This is a genomic window from Symplocastrum torsivum, assembly GCF_059505465.1.
Genome location: NZ_JCACKQ010000009.1, coordinates 1 through 24,063, shown reverse-complemented (window position 1 = coordinate 24,063; position 24,063 = coordinate 1). Strand labels below are relative to the sequence as shown.

Here is a 24,063-nt window from a genome sequence, read left to right as displayed (position 1 = left end):
AACTCAGTTACAGCATCATACTGGTAGACCGGAGTTCAAAGTCCCCCAGAATTGGGGAACCAGTGCGGTCCTGGAGTCTCCCCAAGTAGAGCACCTGGCGTGGATTTAGGGGGCGAGAAAGACTTTTGTATACACCGTCGCTTTACAAGGGGGGTAGGGAGGTGGATTTTGGATTAAAGCTTTGCTTGCGAACCATAACCTCCGCCTCCAGGTGTTTCAATTGTAAACATCTCTCCTGCCTTCATCTCCACAACAGCAGTGCTGCCTAATTCCTCCACTGTTCCATCACTACGTTCAACATAATTACGTCCCAAAGCACCCGATCCACCCCCTTGCAAACCATAAGGAGGGACAACGCGATGACTGGAGAGAATTGCTGCTGTCATCGGTTCGAGGAAACGTAAGCGACGAATAACCCCATTTCCACCGTGATGTTCCCCTTTACCGCCACTATTAGGACGAATTCCGAAGCTTTCCAGGAGAACGGGGAACCGCCATTCCAACACTTCGGGGTCAGTTAAGCGAGAATTAGTCATGTGAGTGTGAACCGCATCGGTGCCATCGAAATCAGCACCAGCACCCGAACCCCCACAGATGGTTTCATAGTATTGATAGCGTCCATTGCCGAAGGTGAAGTTATTCATCGTTCCCTGAGATGCTGCCAGCACTCCCAGCGCACCATACAATGCATCGGTAATTGCTTGGGAAGTCTCGACATTTCCTGCAACTACGGCGGCAGGATAACGGGGATTGAGCATACAGCCTTCGGGAATGATGATTTCCAGAGGTTTGAGACAACCTGCATTGAGAGGAATATCGTCATTTACCAAGGTGCGGAAGACGTAGAGAACTGCTGCTTTGCAAACAGCAGATGGTGCATTGAAATTACTCTGTAGCTGAGGAGACGTGCCAGTAAAATCAATCTTGGCAGTGCGATTATTGCGGTCAATGGTAATCGTTACCTGAATTTGACTACCATCATCCAACTTAGCGGTGAAGCTACCATCCTTGAGTGATGCGATCGCACGTCGTACCGATACCTCTGCATTATCCTGCACATAACCCATGTAGGCTTGCACAGTCTCCAAAGAGTACTGCTTTACCATCCGCCGCAACTCTTGCACACCGCGTTCATTTGCCGCAATTTGAGCTTGCAAGTCTGCAATGTTTTGCTCCAGATTCCGGACGGGATAAGTGCCAGATGAGAGTAATTGCCGTAGTTCCTCTTCCCGAAAATGTCCTTGCTCAACTAACTTGAAGTTATCTAGTAATATCCCTTCTTGCTCAACCGTTGTACTAGTAGGAGGCATTGAACCAGGGGTAATGCCGCCGATGTCTGCATGGTGTCCTCGTGAGGCGACGTAGAAGAGAGGGACATGGGGAGATGAGGAGATGGAGGAAGTGGGGGAGTCTGCAACAAATACTGGGGTAATAACGGTGACATCGGGAAGGTGAGTGCCGCCGTTGTAGGGGTTGTTTAGCACATAAACATCTCCTGGTTTGAGAGTGTCGCCGTAGGCTTCAATTAAACTACCCACGCTTTCACTCATTGAGCCTAGATGTACAGGAATATGGGGTGCATTGGCAACTAACTGTCCCTGTTGGTCGAAGATGGCGCAGGAGAAATCTAAGCGTTCCTTGATGTTGACAGAGGAACTGGTATTTTGCAGGGTAATTCCCATTTGCTCCGCAATTGAGCGAAATAGGTTATTGAAAATTTCTAATAATACTGGATCGACGTTAGTGCCGACTTCTACACTCTCATCTAGGGGTTTGATTCGCTTTAGGACTAAATGATTGCGCTGCGTTAATTCAGCTTGCCAACCGGGTTCAATAACATTTGTACCCGTTGCTTCAATAATCAAAGCCGGACTAGAAATACAATCTCCCGGTTGTAAATCCTCTCGCTGAAAGACGGGTGTCTCGTGCCACGCACCTGTGGTGTACATCTGAACGGTTGCAACGGGTTCTGGGTTAGCCTCTGTCTTTCGCTCAATGACTGGTTCTTCTGCGGTAAACGTCTTTTGCACCACCTCAACTGAAACTGCCTCAACAATTAACCCCTTCTCTGGTGCAATGAAACCATACTGTTGCTGATGCGCTGCTTCAAACTGCTGCTTCATCGCGGCAACATTGCCGAAACTGACAATCAACGCTGTATCTGTCCCCTCATATCGGAGGTGAACCCTTTGAAAGAGTTGAATTTCTTCCTCGCCCTTAGTGTTGTCGAGGTGTAATTCCTGCTTTGCCTCTGTCGCTAACTCTTCCAACAACTGCGGTAAGGGCGCAACGCCTTGCGCCCCTACATTGACTAAATCCTCATCAAGTTTGGCTTCTACTGCTCGTTCTCGCAACACCCGCACATCTGCCAAACCCATTCCGTAAGCCGACAACACTCCAGCAAACGGATGAATGAATACCTGCTTCATCCCCAAAGCATCAGCAATTAAGCAAGCGTGTTGCCCACCTGCACCACCAAAACAGCAAAGGGTATAGTCCGAAACATCATAGCCACGCTGAAGGGAGATTTTCTTAATCGCATTTGCCATTTTCTCAACTGCGATCGCAAGAAATCCAGCCGCCACCTGTTCCGGTGTCCGATTATCCCCGATTTCTGCCACCAGTTGCTGGAACTTCTGCCGTACCACCTCAGCATCCAACGGCAAATCCCCATTCAAACCAAACACTTTGGGAAAGAACTCCGGCTGCAACTTCCCCACCATCACATTGGCATCTGTCACGGTTAAAGGGCCACCCTTTGAGTAAGACGCAGGGCCAGGATTTGCCCCGGCTGACTCTGGACCCACCCGATAACGCGCCCCATCATATTGTAGAATTGAACCACCACCTGCCGCTACGGTGTGAATCGACATCATCGGTGTCCGCAATCGCACACCTGCTACTTCTGTCTCAAAGGTGCGCTCATATTCCCCGTTGTAGTGGGCGACATCGGTAGACGTGCCACCCATGTCAAAGCTAATGATTTTTTGGAAGCCTGCGATCGCACTTGTCTGCACTGCCCCCACAATTCCACCCGCAGGACCCGATAAAATACTGTCTTTCCCTTGAAACGCTGTAGCATCTGTCAGTCCACCATTGGATTGCATGAATTGCAAAGACACAGCATCCGGTGTTCCTACCCCACCTAACTGACCCGCAACTTGGTCTACATAGCGGCGCAGAATCGGCGATAAATAGGCATCCACAACAGTGGTATCGCCTCGGCTCACTAGCTTCATCAAGGGGCTAATTTCATGGGATACTGAAACTTGAGAGAAACCAATCTCTAATGCTATGGTGGCTACTTCCTTCTCATGAGCTGGATAGCGGTAGCCATGCATAAGAGCGATCGCACAACTGCGGATTCCAGCCTCGTAAGCTTCCTGCAAAGACTTCCTAACTTCCTCAAGATTGACAGGAATTAACTCTTCACCTTGAGCGCTATAGCGTTCCTCTACCTCAATCACCCGCTCATACAGCATTTCTGGCAGGATAATCTGACGAGCAAAGATATCCGGGCGGTTTTGATAGCCAATACGCAGCGCATCTCGGAAACCTTTGGTGATTACAAGGACAACGGCATCCCCTTTTCGTTCCAATAGCGCATTCGTCGCTACTGTCGTCCCCATCTTCACCACTTCAATCTGCTTAGCCGGAATCGGGGCATCAGCAGGAATCCCCAAGATTTCTCGAATCCCCTGCACTGGCGCATCGGTGTAGCGTTCCGGGTTCTCCGACAGCAGCTTGTGAATGATTAACTGCCCATCCGGACGCTGCGCCACGATATCAGTAAAGGTTCCTCCCCGATCAATCCAGAATTGCCAACGGTTATTTCCAGGTGAAGATGCATTCATGGAGTGCCTCTGTCGAAGTTGATGCAATTTAGCTCATAGTTACAATGATGAATCAGCATGGGTGTCCCTGATATTCTTTCGTCTTACGCGCTTGTGAGAAGCTAGAAGTCAGGTTAACCCCAGCTTGATACCGAGTTGCGTTTAAACGTGGGTCTTGCACCTACGCTGTCAGTCCGTCAAGGGTTTAGACTCCAATGCCTTATTTAACCAATTCAAAAGATATCCAAAATTTGATGGCTAGGTATGCTCAATCACCAATCCTTTGGATTGATACAGAAGTTGCAGACCATCAAACTCGCAAACCTAAAGTATCTTTAATTCAAGTCTTAGATGACCCTACTGATTTAACGGGTGAACATGTTTCTATCCTAGATGTTCTTAATCACCCAGAACTGATAGAGTATTTTGTTGACAAAATCATTGTGAATCCTGCTGTTGAAAAAGTCTTTCACAATGCCAGTTATGACTTAAAGTTATTGGGCAAAACCAAAGCTCAAAATGTTACCTGCACATTAGAACTTGCAAAAAAAATTCCCTACTACCTGTTGCAAGTCCGCAATCTGCAACTCAAAACCTTAGCAGAAGAATTATGCTACTTTCCACCCGTGGATAAAACAGAGCAAACTAGTGACTGGGGGGTGCGTCCCCTAACAGCTAGTCAGCTTCATTACGCTAAAATGGACGCAATTTATGTAGCGCATGTGCATCAACAACTACTGAAGCTGAATCGGCGCACTGAACCCGATCCAGCGACAGAAGATTTAACGGCACTTAGCGATCGCTATCAGCAGATTGCCTATCAATGGAAGCTGCTTGATACAGAAATGACACATCTCCAAGAACGTCTGAAAAAAGCAATGCAAGCGCAAAACGTATCAGAAACAGGGGTTTTTGAGCTGTCGAGTTACCACCGAACTAGTAAGAAAGTTCAGTTTGACCAACTAGCAAAGCTGGCACAAGCGAAGGGAATTGAGCTAGATTTTCCTGTTGCCTTAACACAAAAGCTTCAGAAAGAACTGGGCGACATGATTGAACAACTGCAAGTAGAAGAGGAAGTAACCACGAATTGGCGGCTCTCAGCCAAAGACCAGAATGATGAGGAACTACCGTTTTAGCACAGAGATTTAATACTTATTTCCACAACAAAGTTCCATATTGGCTTTAACATTCATAGCGGACTACTTTAGTTCCGGAGATGGGTGCTATGCTTGCTGATTTGTTAAGCCGTAAACAGACTCACTTTGTTCTGTGGCGTCCTGGAGCATTAGAACCTGCTCCTACTTTGTACATTGGTAACTTCCAAACTGGGAATTTACAATCATTTGAGAACTTTCGAGAAATTCCCCTAAACCAATCTGAGCAATACCTTGAATTGTGGGAGATTCCAGCACAAGAGTGTGGTTTAACGTCAGGACAGGTCTATTTCTACTGGTTTAAGGTACAAAATACTAATGTTTACAACAGTACGCCCTATATTCTTTACTGCACAGACCCGATAGCCTGGACTGTTGACCGCCGCGTTAGTGCCCCCGATGCTGCACAGACTGATGGAACAACGAGTGATGACCCTGCTAGTGTTGTGCTGTATCAAGATGGTCTACTAATTGCTTGTGACCCAGAGGGACAAACGGCAAATTGGGAAGGGGATGCGCCTGTAGATAGGCTACCCAACAATACTCAGTTAGTAATTTACGAGTTACCGACTCGCTGGACTCGGATTGAGGCTGAGGGAGAGAAAGCAATTGGAACGGGTACGTTTCGCGATGTGCTGTCGTTGTTGAATACAGAAGAAATTGCTCCTGATTTTCCAAGTATTTATGCTTTAGACAAGGGTCATGCTCATCTTGTTGAGTTGGGTGTTAATGCTTTGGAACTCCTACCCCCAGCGGATAGTGATGACAATCTGAAATGGGGTTATGGGACAGCAAACTATTTTGCAGCAGATTTTAACTTGGGACACCCAGATTCCCAAGCTGCACCTACGGCTTCGACTGATTTAGTAGAACTGATTAAGGCGTGTCATCAGCAGGGAGTGCGCTTTTTTTATGATGCGGTGATGGCATTCTCCCGAAATAATCCTTATAACAACATTAATTTTTCAGATTTTTACATTCACTATGGTAATAGCGACCCAGAACAAGGTAGCCGAGAAGGTTTTGGGGGAGATTTGTTTAAGTACAACTACTACGTGGAGGGCTATCACCCAATTACAGGAAAACGCGATCGCTTTGTGCCTGCCCGTGAGTATATGAAACTCCACATCGCCCACTGGATTGATTACTACCGAGTGGATGGACTGCGGTTGGATAGTGTCAACAATACAGGTAGCTACGACTTTTTGCAGGAGTTCAAAGATTATGCGCGAGCGCTTTGGGTAGAACGTGGGGGAAAAGGTGAAGACTTCCTCGTTGTTGGCGAAGAGTTAAGTGTACCTCTTGCCCTAGTCCAGCAAAATCGATTGGATGGGTTGTGGAACGAACGATTTAAGCACATCTTGCGACAAGTAATCTTAGGTAAGAGTGCTGGTGACGAACCTAGCTTTGAATGGAGTGTTCGCAAACTCATTGACTGCCGCCTCTTAGGGTTCAGCGATGGTTCTCAAGCAGTGAACTACGTTACGTCTCATGATGTGGAAGGTTTTGGCAATCAACGCCTCTACAACTACCTGGAAGATAACGGAATTGTCCACAAAGAAAAACACATCAAACTTGCATTTGTATGTCTGCTTACAGCCGTCGGGATTCCCATGATTTTTGCGGGTGAAGAATTCGCTGACAAACATGACCTTTCACCCGATGAAGTCAAAGACAAACAAGTTGACCCGGTTAACTACGCCCGCTTAGAGGATGATTGGCGTAAAGACATCTTTGATTATGTAGCGAGACTGGTTCACTTGCGGACAAGCGTCAAAGCCTTAGCGGTGAATGACACCCAGTTTATTCATGCTGATTTCACTGAAGGGAAACGGGTTGTCGTTTGGCAGCGAGGTGAGGGGGAAGAGTTCGTGGTTGTTGTGGCGAATTTTTCTGACTACGGTACGCCCAATGAAGCTGAATATGTAATTCCAAACTGGCCTAGCAAACCCGCCCATAAGCAATGGCGAGAAGTCACGCAAGACCGAGTAGTTCCTGATGCCCAGGTGGGTAGAGAACCAATTTTTCCTTGGGAAGCAAAAGTTTACACATTAATCTAGGGAGACGGAATCAACTGATTTTCCTGATGGAATGCTTCTTTAGCAGGAGGTACTTGAGTATCAAATCAACCAACCTGGTAGAAGCTGTTAGTAGAAACTCATAGAATATATAAATACCAATGACAGGTAGCTAACCTCATAGGTAAAGACAATGAAACTAGGAATGCTTGCAACTACTGCAATCACGACCACCTTCCTGATTCCTGCCTTCTCGGTAGGCTCAGCAAACGCGCAGACGTGTGAGGAAATGCTTTCGATCAGGAATGTAGTGGTCTTTTGCAAAAAATCTGATCGAAGCGCAGAAATTAACAAAATTTATCGTGAAGTTTTGGGGCGCGATGCCGAACCCGAAGGCTTAAGGGCATGGTCTCAGGAACTAAGTAGAAGTACCCTGAGAAACATTCGCCGTGAAATTGCTGAAAGTGATGAAGCTAGACTTGCCCTGAACCGCATTTATCAGGAAATACTTGGTCGCGATGTTGATAAGAACGGGTTGAAGACCTTTACCAAGACCTTGAAAAAGGATTGGTCACTTAATGATGTCCGTTCTTCTATTCAACAGAGTGAAGAGGCAAGGCAGAAAATAGGCTAATTGCACCAAGTTAATTTTGATGGACTACAAACAAATTCCTCAAACTACCTTAGATTTGAGGTAAAGAAGGATGCCTAGTTGCGTCCTTCTCGTTTTTATCGCAGAAAGCCTAGAAGAAGGCAGAGGGCACTCTGTTTAGGTTGGTTTCATGGTACTAATTTTTCTTCAAAGAGAGCGAATTCCACGTTCTAAACCCTGTGTAATGCCAGTAAGAAAGTCTAAGTCAAGAGTTGCGATCGCATCACTTGCCTTGTGATAGTGGGGATTTCGCATAAATGCCGTATCCGTTACCATCATTGCTCGATAACCCTTGTCCCAAAATGAGGCATGGTCACTCTGTCGTGTCTGGCTAACCATTAAACCCCGATTTGGTACAGGTAACCACTCACTCGGTACTCCAGCGTTACGGATACTACGACTGAGGTGAATTAAGTCAGGAATTGTCGGCAAATTACCAATCAACGCAATGAAATCACCACGATTTGGGTAGAACCGTTCCAATCCGGCTGGGTAACGTTGCGAGTGAGGAGCCTGATTACAATAACCCAGCATTTCTAGAGAAAGCATCAGGCGTAATGGCTGCTGTTGTTGCCGCAAGTCAGCCGCATATTGAGCGCTTCCGAGTAAGCCGTATTCTTCCATATCAAATGCTACTAGCTGGATTGGGTAATTGGCGGGTTCCGTTGCGAAGGCTTTTGCCAACTCCAACAAGGCAGCAACACCTGTTGCATTATCATCGGCACCTGGGGTTCCAGGCACAGCGTCATAATGAGCACCAATTAATATTGGCGGTTTCTGTTTACGGCGACTAGTGGCGTTTGCAGGAAGATTGAGGATGAAATTCTGATGGGTTTGCCCGCGAATTGTAAATTCGTGGGTTTTGATTTCTCCCCATTGTTCTAACTCTTGGCGTATGTAGTGCTGCACATAAGAATGCCCAGCTTTTGCAAGATAGGGATCGCGATCGCGTACTATCTGCGTCAGGTGTGTGTGCAGAGATTCTTTTAAGTCCAAGATTTGCTTCTCCTGTTGTTATGGGTAGTGTGAGTTAAGGAGTGTCAGCATCCAGCACAAGTGCGATCGCTTTTGCCACAATTAGAGTGAATTAAGCCCATAGACCTAGATACAGCAAGGAAAACGAAAAAGCTGATACGCGACAAGCTGACGGCGTTCTGCTATATAGGAAAGAAATCAGCTATATTCTCAGTAAACACTAACGCTGTGACCAGGTGGAGAGTAGCATAACTATTCCTGTATCAAATTTCAGATATAGTGGTAGCTCCTCTTTTAGTAAAGAAAGCGCTAGGTTAGTTGCAATAAATGATAAAGCTGATGGGCTTGCGCTAGATGGCAAATGAGGAACATCTTGCTTTGCTCAGGCAAGGGGTAGAGGCTTGGAATGAGTGGAAGGCAAATAACCCTGATATAAGACCTGATCTCAGCTTTGCGACAGGCAGTGGGATAATTATCAGGGAGGCAAAACTTAGTGGTGTAGACCTCAGTCGCGCTGATTTAAGTAGAGCTGATCTCAGTCGCGCTGACTTGATAGGGTCAAACTTAAGCGAGGCACACCTCAAAGAAGCATACCTGAGTGAGGCTGACTTGATTGGGGCAAACCTGTGTGAAGCATATCTGGGTGGAGCTGACCTGATTGGAAGTAATCTCATTGGAGCCAACTTAACTGAGGCGTATCTGAGTGGAGCTGACCTTAGCAAGGCAAATCTGAGTGGAGCCGACCTCGTTGGCGCAAAACTCATTGGAGCAAAACTCAGTGGGACAAATTTGAGTGGAGCAAAACTCACTGGTGCTAACCTCAGCGGCGCATACCTTAAGGAGGCAAACCTCAAGGGAGCAAACCTCAAGGATGCCAACCTCACAGGAGCCAACCTCACAGGAGCAAACCTTCAAAGGACAAAAGCACTAGATACCAATTTCAACAAAGCTACCTTAACGGGAGCTTGCTTAGAAGATTGGCATACCAACAGTACGACCAATCTTGAGGATGTAATTTGTGATTATGTCTACCTAGGAGCTGAGCAACAGGAACGCACACCAACTCAGGGAAAATTTGCACCAGGAGAATTTACAAAGTTATTTCAAAAAGCTTTAGAAACCATTGATTTGATATTCCAAAATGGCATTGACTGGAGAGCTTTTTTCGTTGCTTTTCAAAAGCTACAAATTGAGAGCAGTACTTTAGGACTATCTCTTCAATCACTTGAAAATAGGACTAATGGTGCTTTTATTATTCGGATAAATGTTAACCCTGAGGTGAATAAGGAAGATATCGAAAATCACCTAAGACAAGAGTATGAATCTGCACTGAAATCGATAGATAAGGAATATCGATATCAGTTACAAGCCAGTTATGAACAGATAGCTCTCTATCGCCAGCAATGTGCAGACTTGACGGAAATTGTTAGAGTAATGGCGATGAACCCGATTAATGTTGAGATTAAAGCTTTAACAGAAGATAAAACAGTATCAGATGCTTCTATCAATGGTCAGTCGGGTAGTAATCTTGTCCGCTTTGCTAATCCCATCCAAGTTAGCAACAGCCAGCTCTCTATTCAATACGATTACATATCTAGGCAAACTCAAAACCTAAGAGAAACAGCAGCGAGAATTCAGAAGTTACTACAACAACTAGAGCAAAATTATCCTACTAGTACGCCATTAGAAAAACAGATGGTAGTACTTGAAGTTGTTAAGAAAATTGAGAGCAATCCAGCTTTGAAACAATGGGTGGTGCGGATTGTAAACGAATTTGACACTCAAGACTTGAAAAAGCTAGTTGATCATCCTCTAGTTAATGTTTTAATGGCAGCTTTGGAAGGCTATCTGGAAGTAGACTAATACGGTTAGGAGCAAATATAGCGGTTTCCTGGAAAGATGAGGTACAGCGGGAGGTGTGTGAAACTTGCGTAGAAAGAGCCAGGAAACAAAAAAGCTGATAGCTTTATGCTATCAAGGGCTAAAGGGTAATAAGGAAGACTTACCTTGATATTGAAAGACTTCAAAAGCTTAGCGCTTGGCAAGACTTTGCCGCGTTTGCTTGGTCACTTTACTTAAGCCCACTTGGTCGAGGAGGGTGAGAAAATCTTCGGATAGAGAAATCCTGGAATTCGGGCTTTGAGTAGCGATCAGAGCGAGGGCATCATACCAGAGTCCGGCTTGGGCATAAACGGCTGCGCGATCGCGGACTGCCAAAGATGACTCTGTTGCCCTCATCCCCATCGTTGCACGAGTGTTAGCCCCATTAGCTGACAATTGCTCCTCCAAAGCGGGTGGTATCGGTACGCGCTCAATCCAGCTATAAAAATAGGGATTTGCCGAAGGGCGCTTCGCGTTACAAACCACGGTAACAGACCAAGTGTAGATTTTTCCCGTTACAAGTTCTGGTCGGTCTTTGGGAAGTTCTAGCTGTACAATCCCAGCTTGGGGTGAGTCAATCTGTTTGACAAATACGGGTTGAGCAACTCCAGGTTCTACCAAGCTGAACTTCATCGGTACTGATACAGCTTGCGACAGGTGCCAGAAGAAGGTTGGATGTCCTAATGTGGTTTGTGCGGTGTAATCCTTGGACGGAATCAACAGCGTTACTAAGTCTCCTGGTAAAGACTCATTACAACCGCGTGAACCCGATCCTTGGCTTCGTCGTGGGTTCCTCGCAACTGGCGGAACATAACGCATTCGTGAGCCTGTGGCTTGACTTAGCAACAGGGTTTTGTTGCCCTGCACAGCCGTTTCCTGGAATGGACTTGTCTTAGCGACCTGATTAGCAACGCTAGTTTGCACTAAGTCTAAATCCCTGAAGGGTTCACTAGCTAGAGTTGAAGGCACGTTGACAAAACCAAGTAGCTGCACGGAAGTGAGCAAGGCTGTGCCTGCCACGGTAATGGCGAATTGTTGGGAAGTTGCCATATCGGTTAAGTGCTACTTTCGAGTTTAGTTTCCTAACATAATTTTCAGTAACTGTAGTAGTTCACCCTCATTATCGAAATCTATCTTAACTGCTACTACAATCTAGTAGCGAAACTATCGTAAAACTTGATAAATTGCTGTAGGCTGCTCACGACCCTTGAGTATCATAGAACCAAGGACTTTTGTAGAAAAATATTCTTTAATATATTGGTAAGTTTCCTCGTTAATTAAGATTCGGCACACACCACCATCTAGCGATTTATCGTAACTCTCCAACCGGGCTGCAATATTAACGGTATCTCCAAGGGTGGTGTAGTCTAGCCTCTGAGAACTGCCCAAGCTACCCGTCACCACATTGCCCGTCGCAATCCCAATTCGCATCGCTGTTTTCGGGCGCCCTTCCTGCTGCCATTGGTGATTGAGTATATCTAATCGCTCTGCCATGGCTAAAGCACAGGAGACAGCCGCGATCGCATCTGAAGCGATCTGATCAGTGGTAAGACGCTGAATCGGCACACCAAATACCGCCATCACAGCATCCCCCATAAATTTATCAATAACGCCGTCATGGTTCAAAACCACCTGCGCCATCGCCTCCATATAGTCATTGAGCCAAGACATCAGGGTTTCTGGGTCAATCACTTCCGCAACAGAACTAAATCCCCGAAGGTCTGAAAACAGCACCGTAGCCGTCATCTGACGACCTCGAATCCGTCCTTCTTTGAGTAGTTCCTGGCGATTTTGCCAAATCGCTTGGGCAATTTGTGGTGTGACATGACGCCCAAACAAATTCATGACAGTTTGCCGATTTTCCGACTCAACATTGGCGATGTAGCCTGTAATTGCCGTGGTAGACCCTAACAACGCTAAGAGTGGCGGCACCACTGGTATCCACCAACCACCGATTAAAAAGGCGAGGTAACTACCCCCGACTAAACCAACTCCAACCACTAACAAGCCGAGAATTGTCCAAACAGACAGTACCTTCCTCACACCAGCAACATCTCGCAACGTCCAACACACGACAGCACCCGTACAAGACCAAAGAAAAATCCACAAACCTTCCATTGGTTCAGACCAGGTTTTAATTGAAGGACGCCCTTCTAGGGCAGCACTGAGAATATGGCTAATGATATTGGCTTGAACTTCAACTCCAGGAGTGCGTGCAGCAGTCGTAATTTCATCACCACTGTAAGGAGTATAAAAAAAATCATTGAGACTGCTTGCTGTGGAACCAATTAAAACAATGCGATTCTTCAGCAAATCTTGTGGAATCTGATCGTGTAACACCTCAGACATCGACACCGTACGGAATTGTCCAGCCGCGCCACGATAATTCAACAAAAATTGGTAGCCACCGCCATCGGCATTGATGTAGCCGCCATCATTGGCAATAAACGGTCGAAAAACCGCTTTTCCCCACTGAAAAACTCTGGGGTCATTAGTTGTGGGTTGAGAATAAATCTTTTGAGCTTCTAAATAAAACCAAGCAAGGCGCAAGCCAAAGGAATCTACAGTTTGACCCTCTTTTTCCAAAAAGAGCATTCCCCGTCGCAACTCGCCATCAGCATCGACAACCAAGTTATTCGCCGCAACTTGACCTCGTTGTGCAAGGACTGGTGGTGGTGCGATCGCAGAATTTGGGTCTTCGTCGTTAATCTTCTCAATGCCAACTAAGTTTGGGGTTGTCTCAAAAACCTTTTTTAATGCCGGATAACCGGGATTAACGGGTAAGTCTCGGTAAATGTCAAGTCCAATCGCCGTTGGTTTTTGGGCTTTGATTTTCTCTAACAACTGGGCAAGCATGGCATCGGGGATCGGCCACTGCTTTGCCTGCTTTAAATCCGCTTCATTAATCCCGACAATGACAATGCGCTCATCTGTCGGTTCTAGGGGACGCCAGCGAAAAAACTGATCCAGTGCTGCCCATTCCCAATGTTGCAAGCTGCCACTCAAGCGTAAGGCGATCGCAATTCCGGCAACGGTTGGTGCAATGAGCCAGACACCACGCCATTCCCAGATCTGAGTTGCGAGGTGTCTGGCTGTGCCATCTTGATCGTCATTACCCTTATCAATTGGCTTTGTTACCGAACGTGCTGCTGCTTCGTCGTGACGAGCCGTCATCAACGGCGTTTTGACCTGGGCAAGAGGTAGCCGTGACACAACAGACCAAAGGCGACGGAGATTCATAGCAGGAGGAGGTGATTAGTTTTCTGTAGCCTGAACACTGCTATTACAGATTAAGTCCTGAGGCTGGGCGGTTGCGACTAGTTGAGGCATCGTACCCACAATAATACGTCCATCTCTGGTCACTGTCATGCCCCGTGCTTCCTGAATCGGGTCGCCGAGTTTCCAGGAAGTAGGAGGTAGGGATTGGGGATTGGGGATTGAGGAAGAAGCTTGTTGTTGAGGAAGTGGTTGCAGTCCTTGAACTGTACTGAGTTGATACTGACCGCTAATTGCTTCGTAGGGATTTTGGGGTAAGCCTCCGGTGCCTGTAACGGTGAAGCTACCTTGTTCGACGTTGCGACGGGCGAGGCAACTAGATGCGATCGCTTGTTCGGTATCAATAAAATTAGCATTTAGTTGGTTGAGGTCGCCCTGGACGTTGACATCTGGGGTATTCAGTTCGACAATGCCGCTGAGTTCAGGAGTTTTCCCGAAGGCAGTAATGTCACTCTCTGGAGTTAGTTCTTCACGGAATTCTGTACCAAAGATGGCTTGGGCGTTGACGGTAATTTTCCCTCCGGAACCTTGGGGAGCATTGGCAGTGATGTCGCTGTTTTCCAGAGCCACTAAGGTGTCTGTGTTGATTTCAATATTCCCGCCTTGGTTAGCAATTTCTGCCGTTGCCGTTATCTGACTTTGATGGCGAAGCTGGATGTTTTGTGCGTTTATCGTGATATTGCCAGCAATTCCGTCTGCCAAACTACGTACCAATAATCCAGCTCCATCCTCAATCACCAAATTTTCAGTCGTAATTTCTAGGTTTCCCCCCTGACCGGATGAGATTGTTGAGACATCTAAAGAACTAGGAAATGCGCCATCTAAGGCACTACCTGTTAATCTTAAAGACTCAGTGGCGATTACCTCTAGGTTCCCACCTAGCCCACTACCAGCCGTTCCTGCTTGAATTGCAGCTCCGTTCTGGAGCGTCAACCGTTGAGTAGATATCAATGCATTTCCTGAGTTGCCCTCACCGATGGTATTGGTAACTATTGCTGTTTGAAGAGACACACCGTTGTCCAATGTGAGTGGTGTTCCACTAATCAAGTCTATGGAGTCGGAAGCAAATATTCTAAGATTTCCTCCCTGTCGTGATCCGAACGTGGTGGTGGATATGATCGCATTATCTTGCATCACTAACTGAGCGGTGTTAATCGCTAGCAGATTCCCCTCCTCTCCAGTTGCTTCCTGCCCAGCCAGCGTGAAAATTCCTGTAGCACTGAGGTTTACGGCATCAGAGGCGTTTAGCGTTAAGTCCCCAGCTCGCCCTGATTTGAATGTATAGCTTGCAACAAATGCACCATTAGTAGCCGTGAACTGTCGCGTGTTGATCGTAATATCTCCAGCCTTACCAGAGCCTTGGCTTAGGGTAAAGATGCCATTACGCAATTCAAAAGGATCGAAATCGCCGAATGCGAAGGGAATTGCATCAGCTACATAAGTTCCTAATCCGGTGATTTGGACTGATTCAATGGCATCAATCTGTATACCCTCTCCTGGCTGCGACCCCAATGTGTTCGACAAGAGACGCGACTCACCATCAAGCGTAACGTTGCGACCGTGTACCTGGATAGCGCCGCCGCCCTCCCCGCTAGTATTGACGGAAGCGCCTTGAGACAGTTTTATATCTTGAAAATTTTGGACTCCTCTATAGTCCAAATCCCAACCTTTAGGGATAGAAGTCAGGTTGACAAAATCTGAGCCAGCAATGCTGCCTAATTCAACTCGTCCTGCTGGTGCTATTAAATTCCCTCCCTGTAAGGTGACGTTACCTCCAACTAGTGCCAGAGTTTTTTCAGGTGGCATCCGGAGATTAGAACCTTGTACTAATAGCTCTCCGGGTGTAGTACCAAATCCCAGTCCAACCGGAACATTTACAGTTAACAGGGGCGAAGTTTGGGGACTGGACGCACTAAATTGAGTGCCATCTGCAAAATCAACAGAGTTGGCTGTTGTTGCTAAAAATGAACCGTTTAAGTCAAGACTGGCAGTTTGCCCAAAGATAATGCCATTCGGGTTTAGCAACAAGAGATTGGCATCGCCTAAAACTCCAAGGGTGCCAAAAATGTTGGAAGGGTTGCCTCCTGTGACACGGCTGAAAATATTTTCAATCCCTGCTGGGTTGGTAAAATACGCTCCCTGTCCTGCCGTAACGTTGAACTCTAGAAAGCTGTGGAACAAGTTTGTCTCCCGAATTGCTCCCCCATCAATCTGGTCACTAGGAAGACCGTTGATTAAAACATTACGTTGAATAGTAGAGCTTTCACCTCCCAAGGTTACATCTGGTGTAATCTGAGCTAAGACTGCATTTCCAGAGGGAATAAGGCTCAGGAATAAAGCGGTAGTAACCTCTAATAACCGCCAACGTGTTCTTTCAAAAGCTGAATGTTTGGACAACACTTCACCTTTAGCCTCATTGGGGGCTGTATCGCTCAGGCTTTGAGTCAGCTTCATACCTTATACAACTTAATAGTTTCTATCTACTAAGTCATTAGTCTGGCATATAGCTTTAAGGTCTAATAGTGGTTGCTATTGGTTTGAGCGCTAGTAGTGTAAGACACTAGTCTGGAGGCTAAAGATAGGGACAAACAAGACATTCCTTGATTAAAAGGCTATTCCAACTGACTGAAAGAGCATCTGAGTACCGAGCTTAGACAAAATTGATTTCAGAGAAGCTAGCTCTTCAGGAGTAAGGGTTCTTAGGATTTCTTTTTCTGTATCTGTCAAAGCTGATCCGAACCTGGATAGAGCGTCTTCAATGCCAATATCTGCGGCATTATTGAGAACAGCTTCGAGAGCTACTGCCCGCGCTTGCTGCTCTTGCAATGCTTTTGCTACCTCGTTTAGATCAATATCAGTCATAAACCCTCTGGTAGATATTCAAAGACTGAATGAGCTTAAATAAAAAAGCTTTTTCTGACAAGAACTTTTAACTTTTCGTAAGGAATATCTGTTCCTAACAGGAGTTTAATAAGTATTAGTTATTTTTTTGCGCTAGCTTTGTATAAAATTTAGTCCAGCCTAGTAACGTTGCGATCGCAGCTTTAAGTATTGTTCTATACAAAAAATCGTTTGAGCCATAGCGATCAACCAACTCTATTATTGGCTTGCGGTGTTCCTGGTCTACTTCTGCATGGTATAAAATTGTCCTCAACCCTTCATCGGGAATCGAAAATCTTCGTCCTATCTCATTGATAGCGGCAGATGAGCTATTATATCCCTCTAATACAAATACATATCCCAAAATCGAAACAGGGTGAGCTGTAGCCATTAATGCAAATTGCACCCCCAGCATTTCAAGGATTACCTCATCAGCAATCAGGTTCTCAAGTTCAGATTGGCGAAAACCAATGGCTATCAGATCGTCTAAAAACCATTTATGATGGTCTTTTTCTTCTGGAGCATGGGTTTTCGCCCAATCAATAAAAGGAGCAAGATTTTCATCATCCCGTAAGACAGCTTGTTCAGCCGCAAAATTGAGCAACGCCTCAGAAGCTTTGGTCGTCAAATAGCTCTGCACAAAGTATTGCAGACATCCATCTCGTTGCTTTTTATTGAGCAAGTTTTCCCACTTCAAAGTTTGGAGAATTTGATAGGGTTTGATGGTGTCAGCGAGAGCATTGGCGCTGTTATTTGAGGCGCTAGTTTGGATATTTAACATAGGGATGAAAATGTAAACTACTCAGATGCTTGAGGTTCAGATTCTCGACTTCACGAAGCAAAGCTTGGCTTTAAGGATTTGGTTCCTCCTTAAAAGGAACGGCTAAACTTAAAAGCGAATTATCCTCTCGAAGCATCAGCCCTCCTTCTATTAAAGGTTGGAGAATTTCCTCGATTTCTGGGACAGATATCTCTTGGTTAAGTTGTTCTTTAGCCACCTGCCGTAAGGAATTCATTGAACGAATGGCATCACAAGCCAGGTAAAGTGTTCGTTGAGGCTCTGTTAGATTGACTAAAAACTGCTTAGCAACGGGACGTAAATCCCAAATCTGTAAGTTTGTTCCCTTATCTATGGAATAAAGAGCGCTAGTTTCAGAGGCTGCTTTCCAAACAGCTACCTGCTCTCTAATAACTTTGGTATAGCTCTCTACATCTTGTGGCTGACGATATTTGAAGGTGAAATAATAAGCCAAATTTGCTACTACTTCTGGTGGAAACGGATAGATATAATGGTAAGCCGGATAAGGGATAATCTCTGCAAAGCCAAACTGCTCAGGATGATCAAAATTCGGGCTAAAGCGATCAACTCGGATAGTTGTAGCGGATTCGGGAGGTTTCAGATGAGTCAGCAAGGGAACAATTTCTGCCATCCGTGCGTAGTCCTCCGGCGTTTCTCCGGGAAATCCCCATAACAAATTCCAGAATGGAGTCACTCCAAACTCCTTGCACCATTTAAGCAACTGAATGTTCTGTAAACCTTTTACGCCTTTACGCATAATCTCAAGAACATGATTGCTAAAGCTCTCAATTCCCGGCTGAATCATCGTAATTCCAGCATCTCGTAAAAGGCGAATTTGCTCCTTTCTCAGATTTGCCTTAACTTCGTAAAACAGTTCTAAGTTAAGCTGTCGTTCAGCCAGTTCTGGAATCAAGTCTTTAAAGTACTTCATGTCCAGAATATTATCGACCACAGAGACGGAGTAACCCGGATATTTGTCAGCTAAATAAACTAATTCATCCAAAGCACGAGTCGCTGACTTACTCCGGTATGCCATCTCCGTTCCATTGAGTCCGCAGAATGTACAATGCTGTCTTTCTCCCCACCAACATCCTCGCGATGTTTCAAATAGTAGTCGAGGTTGATAGCTGTCATTGAGATGAGGACGAACTGTTTCCCACTCTAAGAAGTAATCATCATAATCAGGGAATGGTAGAGCATCGACATTATGTAGAGTAGGTGCATTAATATTCAGATGATTACTCGCAGACTCAATGTTGTCGCGGGTATAAACTCCCTGCAAATCAGCTACAGGTTTGTTCTCCAAAACCCGACGCACAAATTCAGGAAATCCCTGGTCTCCTTCACCTGACATAATCGCATCAATAAAAGGAAACTGACGGATATTTTCAATTGCCATAATGCCTTGACAATTCGCGCCGCCAAATTCGATAAATACATCAGGAGCCTGAGCTTTAATACGCTTAGCCAGAGACAAAGCGGCAACGTGCTGATGAAAAGTGCTAGTAAAAACAACTAGACGAGGTTTGTAGCTAAGAACTTCATTAAGGCATTGATTCAGAAAATCATTGACTAAATGACGCGCCTGAAGAATTTCCTGAATAAAGCTATCTGAAAGCGGCTTGATTTGAGGGTATGCCTCTTTGTGTGCTGAAGAACGTCCCCTTAGCACATCTTCAATGAAGTTTTCTACATTATCTGGAGTTGAGTCAAACAGCGCCTCAGCGAATATCCATTCTCCCACCAGATCGCAAATCGAAACGTTCCTACCATCTGTGATCTCCGTGTAAAAAGAACCCCCAACTTCTTGAGCAAACCTGAGTGTAAAATAGCAAACTTTTGTTGAAATATTGAGAGGCGCAAGCGACGCTTTTAATAAACCCAGTCCAATAGAAGGAAGTAGAGGACCAAACGGCATATTGATAAATACAACGTCGGCTTTTGGGTGTTGATGCACTGTCATGGTTTGCTATCCCTGAGAAGATTATCAAGACTACTAGAGAAGAAGAACACTATCCTCTATAACCAATTACCAATAAGAACAAACGGTGACCAAACAGCCGGATGGTTGTAGTTTACATCCGTAATCATTTTGATTTGAGCATTTCTTAGAGCTTCTGCCTTGCTGCTATTCGGTTGACGCAACTGGCTGTAGAATTCCTCAATTAATGGAACAGTCGCTTCGTCGTTAATGTACCACAGCGTTGCTAAAGCACTCTCAACACCTGCACGAACAGCAACCCCAGCAATTCCTAAGGCTGAACGGTTGTCACCTGTAGCGGTTTGACAGGCACTCAGCGTTAGCAATTCTACAGATTTTCTGCCGTTGCGAAAACGTAGAAGTTTGTCGATTTGCTCAATACTAATTCGTTGGTCAAATCCTACGAGAAATGTACTTTCTGCATCCACACCAAACTTGCCGTGAGTCGCGATGTGAACAATGGGGAAACTCTTTTTTTGCAGTTGTGCTTGCAAGTTCGGGAGAGTAAAGGCTTCATCCAGCAGTTCAGTACCGCCTAAAATCTTATTCACCGCTGTTACCTCTGCCTCGACATTCGTGAGAGGGGCAAAAGGCGATCGCTCAACCGTGAGTCCCAGACTCAGTGCTTCTAAATTGCTGTGATCCAAAGGCTTACGAGCCGTAAGAGTGAGACTTGGTGCGATCGCAATCGGGTATTTCTGTATCAAAAATTCTTTCCCATCATGCAGTGCTGCCATCGGCACTTTTCGCAAAGCCCCATCGTTGATGAACACGAGAGTTGTAGGTTGGATTGCCGCCAAGTCAGCTTCCATAGGGCGAATCAGGAGATCGTAAATCTTCTGCACCTTGGGGATATATTCTTCAGTTGCCCGTGATTCTAGGAAGTAGCGCAACTGGTTAATTTCTGCCTCAATCTCCTGCTTGCTAATCGCCGCACGATAATTCGTGAGTGAACCATTAGGCGATCGCAAAATCATTTGGGTTTGGTTATTCAGAATCACCGAATACACCACAACTGTATTGATATCAGTTAAACTGCTACTCCCTTCACTTTCCGCCAGAGCAACCTGCACACACTCATCTCCAAAGAAGTTCTGCAACTCGGCTAGTTTCAAAAGTTCTAGGGTATCGACGACTTTCTCCACGTTTGATTTAGGGCTTTGGTTCGCCCTTACCCTCTGCTGCGCGATTAGTCCCTCATTAAGGCTACTGTTTACACACCAGTCAGCAAACCTCTCCCCAAACCTCTCTCCGATGCGGAGAGGGGCGATGACTCCGGCTCCCCTTCCCTTGCAGGGAAGGGGCTGGGGGTTAGGTCTGGAAGTCGATTTTGGCTTGGATAGCTGACTGTTAACGGAAGCCTCAGGAGATTCAAGCAACAATTCCATCAACTCTCGATAAACTGGCTCTACTTGTTCAGTGAAGTCAAATTGCAATTCTCGATTCGCGGCAACAATGTCACCCCGAATACTTTGCAGAGTTGCGATCGCTTGTTCGTAAGCTGCGATCGCTTGTTCACGAGCATCCATGCTTTTGAGAAGCCGTCCAGCTTGCCACTGCCAGCGATACAGGCTATCTGGCGCATTGACTTGCTGAGCAGCAAACTGAGCTGTGCGAGTTAGTTCCATCGCCTTGGCATAGTCCCCTGCGTCTTCTTGCAGTTTCCCCAAGCTACCAACGGCAAAGGATTCTGCCCTAGAATCCCCAATCGCTCTAGCAACAGCCAGCGCTTGCTCTAAAACCTGGACAGACTCCTGACTTTCTACAGACTCGTGACGGCGAAAACTCTCTGCAAGGTTAATCAGAGCATAAGCTTTCTCTCGCGAATCTGGAGCATTACTCAACAACTCCCTCAGCCGATTCCAATTACTCTCAATCAAATCCTGGTTAGGAGATTGGGGTAAATCTTTCCCATTCCCCACCTCTAACAGGTGAGTGAGATTTAGCAATGCCCTAACCTCTTCCAACACGGCTACACCTCTAGCCGTTTGCACACTTTGCTCAAAAAACGTTCTTGCCTCAGCTCGATCTTGAGTCGCCGCTTGGGTTAAGCGGATAACTTCTTTCTCATCACCTTCTGAATCTGCAACATTGGCTTGATAGCTAGAGCGAAGGGCTTTGCTCACGTAAACATTGCCCAGGTTATTTAACGCTGTGGCAACGTAACTGACATTATTCAATTCACTGGCGATTTCCAACGTCGTTTCATGAGCAGCCAAGGCTTTCTCATAGTCACCTAAAGCCCAGTACGCATTCCCTAACGCTCCTTGCGCTGCCGATTCCGTTAAGCGCTCGCGGTTTTGCTGTGCTAGTTCAATTGCCGATTCTAAGAGAGTAATCGCTCGTCGATGTTGTCCCAAACTGCTGTAAGCTTGTGCTTGCTCGGTTAACAGTCCCGCTAAGAGTTGGCGAGTCGTTGCATCGGCTTGAGAGCGGTAAATTTTAATCGCTTCATCCCAATATGCGATCGCTCGATCTAGTTGACCTGTTTGCCGATAAGCTAGCGCTAGGTTAGTGTAAATAATCGCCCTTTCTTTTACCTCAGAAATTTGAGGCAGTGCTTCTTCCCATAGGGCGATCGCTTCCATGAATTTTCCAGCCTGATAGCGTTCAATTCCTTGCTGAACGGTAGGACTATAGGGTTGTACACCCTTATTCAGCATGGATGACACAAGGGTTTGCCTTGCTAAAATAGTTGGTTGCTCGGCTTGCCCAGTTGAGCAAGTGTGGAAAACAACGCAAAAAACGAGACTAGCTAGCCATAAAACACTAAACCGATGCCAATACCGCCAATTTTGGAACATTAGTCGAGTATCTGACGAAATATAATCGTATTTTATTCAGTAGATTGGACAGTGTCCGTAAAGATGCAGATATTTCTTAATTCGGATAGTCATCGTTAACAGCCCCATGAGACTTAACGTGATCGTGCTGGGTACAGGTTTGTTGTACCTGAGTTGGAGTTCTGTTGCACTTGCTCAATTAGGGAATGATGATTTTGTGAGGGCGGTGCCCCCCTGTCCACCCTCTAGGGAGTGTTTTCAAACTTCCCCATCAAATTCAGATCCCCCCCAGCCCCCCGTAAACAGGGGGGAGAATTCAGTCCAAGATTCGGACGTGAAATTCCACGTTCCTCAAATAGCCCAGATTAATCCTGATATTCCTCCTGGAGTCTTAGAACCGACTCGTCCAACGCTTTCTCCTCTACCTGCCATACCGTCAGAAACTCCCACACCATCACCGTCACTGACTCCACCCGAACTCCCACTCACTCCACCACCGGAAGTAGGAGTCACCGTCAAGGTAGAACGAATTGAGGTGTTGGGAAGTACAGTCTTTTCCGCAGACGAACTACAAACTGCCGTTGCCTCATTTATTGGGAAGGAGACTACGTTTGAAGAACTCTTAGCAATTCGCACTGCCATTACAGATTTATATACAACCCAAGGCTACACCACATCTGGCGCATTTTTGCCACCCCAGGATTTGACGGATGGTGTGGTGCGAATTCAGGTAGTAGAAGGGGCAATAGAAGCGATTGATATTCAGGGATTGAAGCGTTTGCAAACTAGCTACATACGCGATCGCATTGGCTTAGCGACTGGCGCACCGATCAATCTCCGCCGCTTAGAAGAAGCGTTGCAACTGTTGCAAGACAATCCCCTCATTCGTAGTGTGCAAGCAGAACTCTCAACAGGAAGCGCACCCGGATTGAGCATTCTAACGCTCAATGTCACAGAGGCGCAGCCAATCACAGCATCTGTTGTGGTAGAAAATCGTGATTCTCCGAGTGTTGGGGAATTGCGGGGGACGGTTGCGATCGCACATAATAATCTACTGGGTTTTGGCGATCGCTTTAGTGCTAGTTATGGCATTGCTGAAGGCATCGACAGCTATAACCTCAGCTACGGGATTCCCGTAAACCCCCGTGAAGGCACCCTGAGTCTAAGTTATAGCAATGACGATAGTCGAATTGTTGAAGACCCGTTTTCCGATCTTGATATTAGGGCAGAGTCTTACACCCTTTCCCTTGATTTTCGGCAACCGCTTGTTCTCACTCCGACAAGTGAGTTTAGTCTCTCACTCGCCCTTGACTTGCGCCAAAGTGAAACATTTTTACTCAATGATATTCCTTATTCATTTTCTGAGGGTCCAGAAAAGGGTAAGTCCAAGATAACAGCACTGCGGTTTAGCCAGGACTGGACTAATCGCTCAACTACCCAAGTTTTAGCCGCGCGATCGCAATTTAGTTTTGGATTAGATGCCTTGGGAGCAACTGTTAATGACAGTGGTACAGATGCCCAGTTTATCAGTTGGTTAGGGCAGTTTCAGTGGGTTAAAGCATTAGGTGAAGATGTAATTTTAGTTGCCCGTACTGGCGCTCAACTCTCCCTTGACTCACTCTTACCCATTGAACAATTTAGTATCGGTGGTGTTGATACAGTACGAGGCTATCGCCAAAATCAACGAGTTGCTGACAATGGTGTTGTTGGTTCAGTGGAAGTGCGCTTTCCCATTATTCGTGACTCAAATGGAATTGGCACAATCCAACTCGCTCCTTTCTTTGATATCGGTACAGCTTGGAACAACAAGGGTCAAATTCTTAGCCCTAGT

14 protein-coding genes are annotated in these 24,063 nt (G+C 46.0%); 5 read left to right on the top strand and 9 right to left on the bottom strand.

Going from position 1 to position 24,063, the window contains the following annotated elements; genetic code table 11:
• Positions 1 to 173: 173 nt before the first annotated feature.
• A complete protein-coding gene (locus AC5JL3_RS02360; RefSeq protein ID WP_496072963.1) occupies positions 174 to 3,854 on the bottom strand; it encodes a hydantoinase B/oxoprolinase family protein in 3,681 nt (1,226 codons plus the stop codon).
• 194 nt (positions 3,855 to 4,048) lie between these two features.
• Between AC5JL3_RS02360 and AC5JL3_RS02355 the strand changes: the two genes are divergently transcribed.
• The 3 genes from AC5JL3_RS02355 (at position 4,049) to AC5JL3_RS02345 (ending at position 7,639) form a co-directional block, all read left to right on the top strand.
• Positions 4,049 to 4,969 carry a ribonuclease D gene (locus AC5JL3_RS02355; RefSeq protein ID WP_496072962.1) on the top strand — a complete coding sequence of 307 codons (921 nt, stop codon included), beginning with the start codon at positions 4,049 to 4,051 and terminating at the stop codon, positions 4,967 to 4,969.
• 89 nt (positions 4,970 to 5,058) lie between these two features.
• The gene (locus AC5JL3_RS02350; protein WP_496072961.1) at positions 5,059 to 7,047 is read left to right on the top strand and encodes an alpha-amylase family glycosyl hydrolase; all 1,989 of its coding nucleotides are present in this window, start codon (positions 5,059 to 5,061) and stop codon (positions 7,045 to 7,047) included.
• Between the two features lie 151 nt (positions 7,048 to 7,198).
• Complete coding sequence (locus AC5JL3_RS02345) at positions 7,199 to 7,639, top strand: hypothetical protein (RefSeq protein ID WP_496072960.1); 441 nt, start codon at positions 7,199 to 7,201, stop codon at positions 7,637 to 7,639.
• Between the two features lie 165 nt (positions 7,640 to 7,804).
• On the opposite strand, the gene AC5JL3_RS02340 is transcribed toward AC5JL3_RS02345, so the two are convergent.
• On the bottom strand, positions 7,805 to 8,653 hold the full coding sequence (locus tag AC5JL3_RS02340) for a M20/M25/M40 family metallo-hydrolase (protein ID WP_496072959.1): 849 nt from the start codon (positions 8,651 to 8,653) through the stop codon (positions 7,805 to 7,807).
• 333 nt (positions 8,654 to 8,986) lie between these two features.
• On the opposite strand from AC5JL3_RS02340, the gene AC5JL3_RS02335 reads away from it, so the two are divergent.
• Entirely contained in the window at positions 8,987 to 10,495 is a 1,509-nt protein-coding gene (locus tag AC5JL3_RS02335) for a pentapeptide repeat-containing protein (RefSeq protein WP_496072958.1), read from the top strand.
• Positions 10,496 to 10,663: 168 nt separating this feature from the next.
• Here AC5JL3_RS02335 and AC5JL3_RS02330 read toward each other — a convergent pair whose 3' ends face one another.
• The 7 genes from AC5JL3_RS02330 to AC5JL3_RS02300 form a co-directional block, all read right to left on the bottom strand.
• Positions 10,664 to 11,563, bottom strand: a complete 900-nt coding sequence (locus AC5JL3_RS02330; RefSeq protein WP_496072957.1) for a DUF928 domain-containing protein — start codon at positions 11,561 to 11,563, stop codon at positions 10,664 to 10,666.
• Positions 11,564 to 11,677: 114 nt separating this feature from the next.
• Positions 11,678 to 13,753, bottom strand: coding sequence for a CHASE2 domain-containing protein (locus tag AC5JL3_RS02325; RefSeq protein ID WP_496072956.1), 2,076 nt, complete (start codon positions 13,751 to 13,753; stop codon positions 11,678 to 11,680).
• A gap of 15 nt (positions 13,754 to 13,768) precedes the next feature.
• The gene (locus tag AC5JL3_RS02320) at positions 13,769 to 16,243 is read right to left on the bottom strand and encodes a filamentous hemagglutinin N-terminal domain-containing protein (protein WP_496072955.1); all 2,475 of its coding nucleotides are present in this window, start codon (positions 16,241 to 16,243) and stop codon (positions 13,769 to 13,771) included.
• Between the two features lie 150 nt (positions 16,244 to 16,393).
• Complete coding sequence (locus tag AC5JL3_RS02315) at positions 16,394 to 16,651, bottom strand: hypothetical protein (protein ID WP_496072954.1); 258 nt, start codon at positions 16,649 to 16,651, stop codon at positions 16,394 to 16,396.
• Between the two features lie 115 nt (positions 16,652 to 16,766).
• Positions 16,767 to 17,450, bottom strand: coding sequence for an iron-containing redox enzyme family protein (locus tag AC5JL3_RS02310; RefSeq protein WP_496072953.1), 684 nt, complete (start codon positions 17,448 to 17,450; stop codon positions 16,767 to 16,769).
• Between the two features lie 70 nt (positions 17,451 to 17,520).
• Complete coding sequence (locus AC5JL3_RS02305) at positions 17,521 to 19,431, bottom strand: RiPP maturation radical SAM C-methyltransferase (protein ID WP_496072952.1); 1,911 nt, start codon at positions 19,429 to 19,431, stop codon at positions 17,521 to 17,523.
• Positions 19,432 to 19,487: 56 nt separating this feature from the next.
• The gene (locus AC5JL3_RS02300) at positions 19,488 to 22,253 is read right to left on the bottom strand and encodes a CHAT domain-containing protein (RefSeq protein ID WP_496072951.1); all 2,766 of its coding nucleotides are present in this window, start codon (positions 22,251 to 22,253) and stop codon (positions 19,488 to 19,490) included.
• A gap of 106 nt (positions 22,254 to 22,359) precedes the next feature.
• On the opposite strand from AC5JL3_RS02300, the gene AC5JL3_RS02295 reads away from it, so the two are divergent.
• On the top strand, positions 22,360 to 24,063 hold a 1,704-nt coding region (locus AC5JL3_RS02295), incomplete at its 3' end, for a ShlB/FhaC/HecB family hemolysin secretion/activation protein (RefSeq protein WP_496072950.1).

What these genes read in the sequence shown, in the direction of transcription:
- AC5JL3_RS02305 (WP_496072952.1), bottom strand. Translation starts at nt 19,431, where the DNA reads ATGACAGTGCATCAACACCCAAAAGCCGACGTTGTATTTATCAATATG.
- AC5JL3_RS02355 (WP_496072962.1), top strand. Translation starts at nt 4,049, where the DNA reads ATGCCTTATTTAACCAATTCAAAAGATATCCAAAATTTGATGGCTAGG.
- AC5JL3_RS02315 (WP_496072954.1), bottom strand. Translation starts at nt 16,651, where the DNA reads ATGACTGATATTGATCTAAACGAGGTAGCAAAAGCATTGCAAGAGCAG.
- AC5JL3_RS02360 (WP_496072963.1), bottom strand. Translation starts at nt 3,854, where the DNA reads ATGAATGCATCTTCACCTGGAAATAACCGTTGGCAATTCTGGATTGAT.
- AC5JL3_RS02320 (WP_496072955.1), bottom strand. Translation starts at nt 16,243, where the DNA reads ATGAAGCTGACTCAAAGCCTGAGCGATACAGCCCCCAATGAGGCTAAA.
- AC5JL3_RS02350 (WP_496072961.1), top strand. Translation starts at nt 5,059, where the DNA reads ATGCTTGCTGATTTGTTAAGCCGTAAACAGACTCACTTTGTTCTGTGG.
- AC5JL3_RS02310 (WP_496072953.1), bottom strand. Translation starts at nt 17,450, where the DNA reads ATGTTAAATATCCAAACTAGCGCCTCAAATAACAGCGCCAATGCTCTC.
- AC5JL3_RS02345 (WP_496072960.1), top strand. Translation starts at nt 7,199, where the DNA reads ATGAAACTAGGAATGCTTGCAACTACTGCAATCACGACCACCTTCCTG.
- AC5JL3_RS02325 (WP_496072956.1), bottom strand. Translation starts at nt 13,753, where the DNA reads ATGAATCTCCGTCGCCTTTGGTCTGTTGTGTCACGGCTACCTCTTGCC.
- AC5JL3_RS02330 (WP_496072957.1), bottom strand. Translation starts at nt 11,563, where the DNA reads ATGGCAACTTCCCAACAATTCGCCATTACCGTGGCAGGCACAGCCTTG.
- AC5JL3_RS02300 (WP_496072951.1), bottom strand. Translation starts at nt 22,253, where the DNA reads ATGTTCCAAAATTGGCGGTATTGGCATCGGTTTAGTGTTTTATGGCTA.
- AC5JL3_RS02335 (WP_496072958.1), top strand. Translation starts at nt 8,987, where the DNA reads ATGGCAAATGAGGAACATCTTGCTTTGCTCAGGCAAGGGGTAGAGGCT.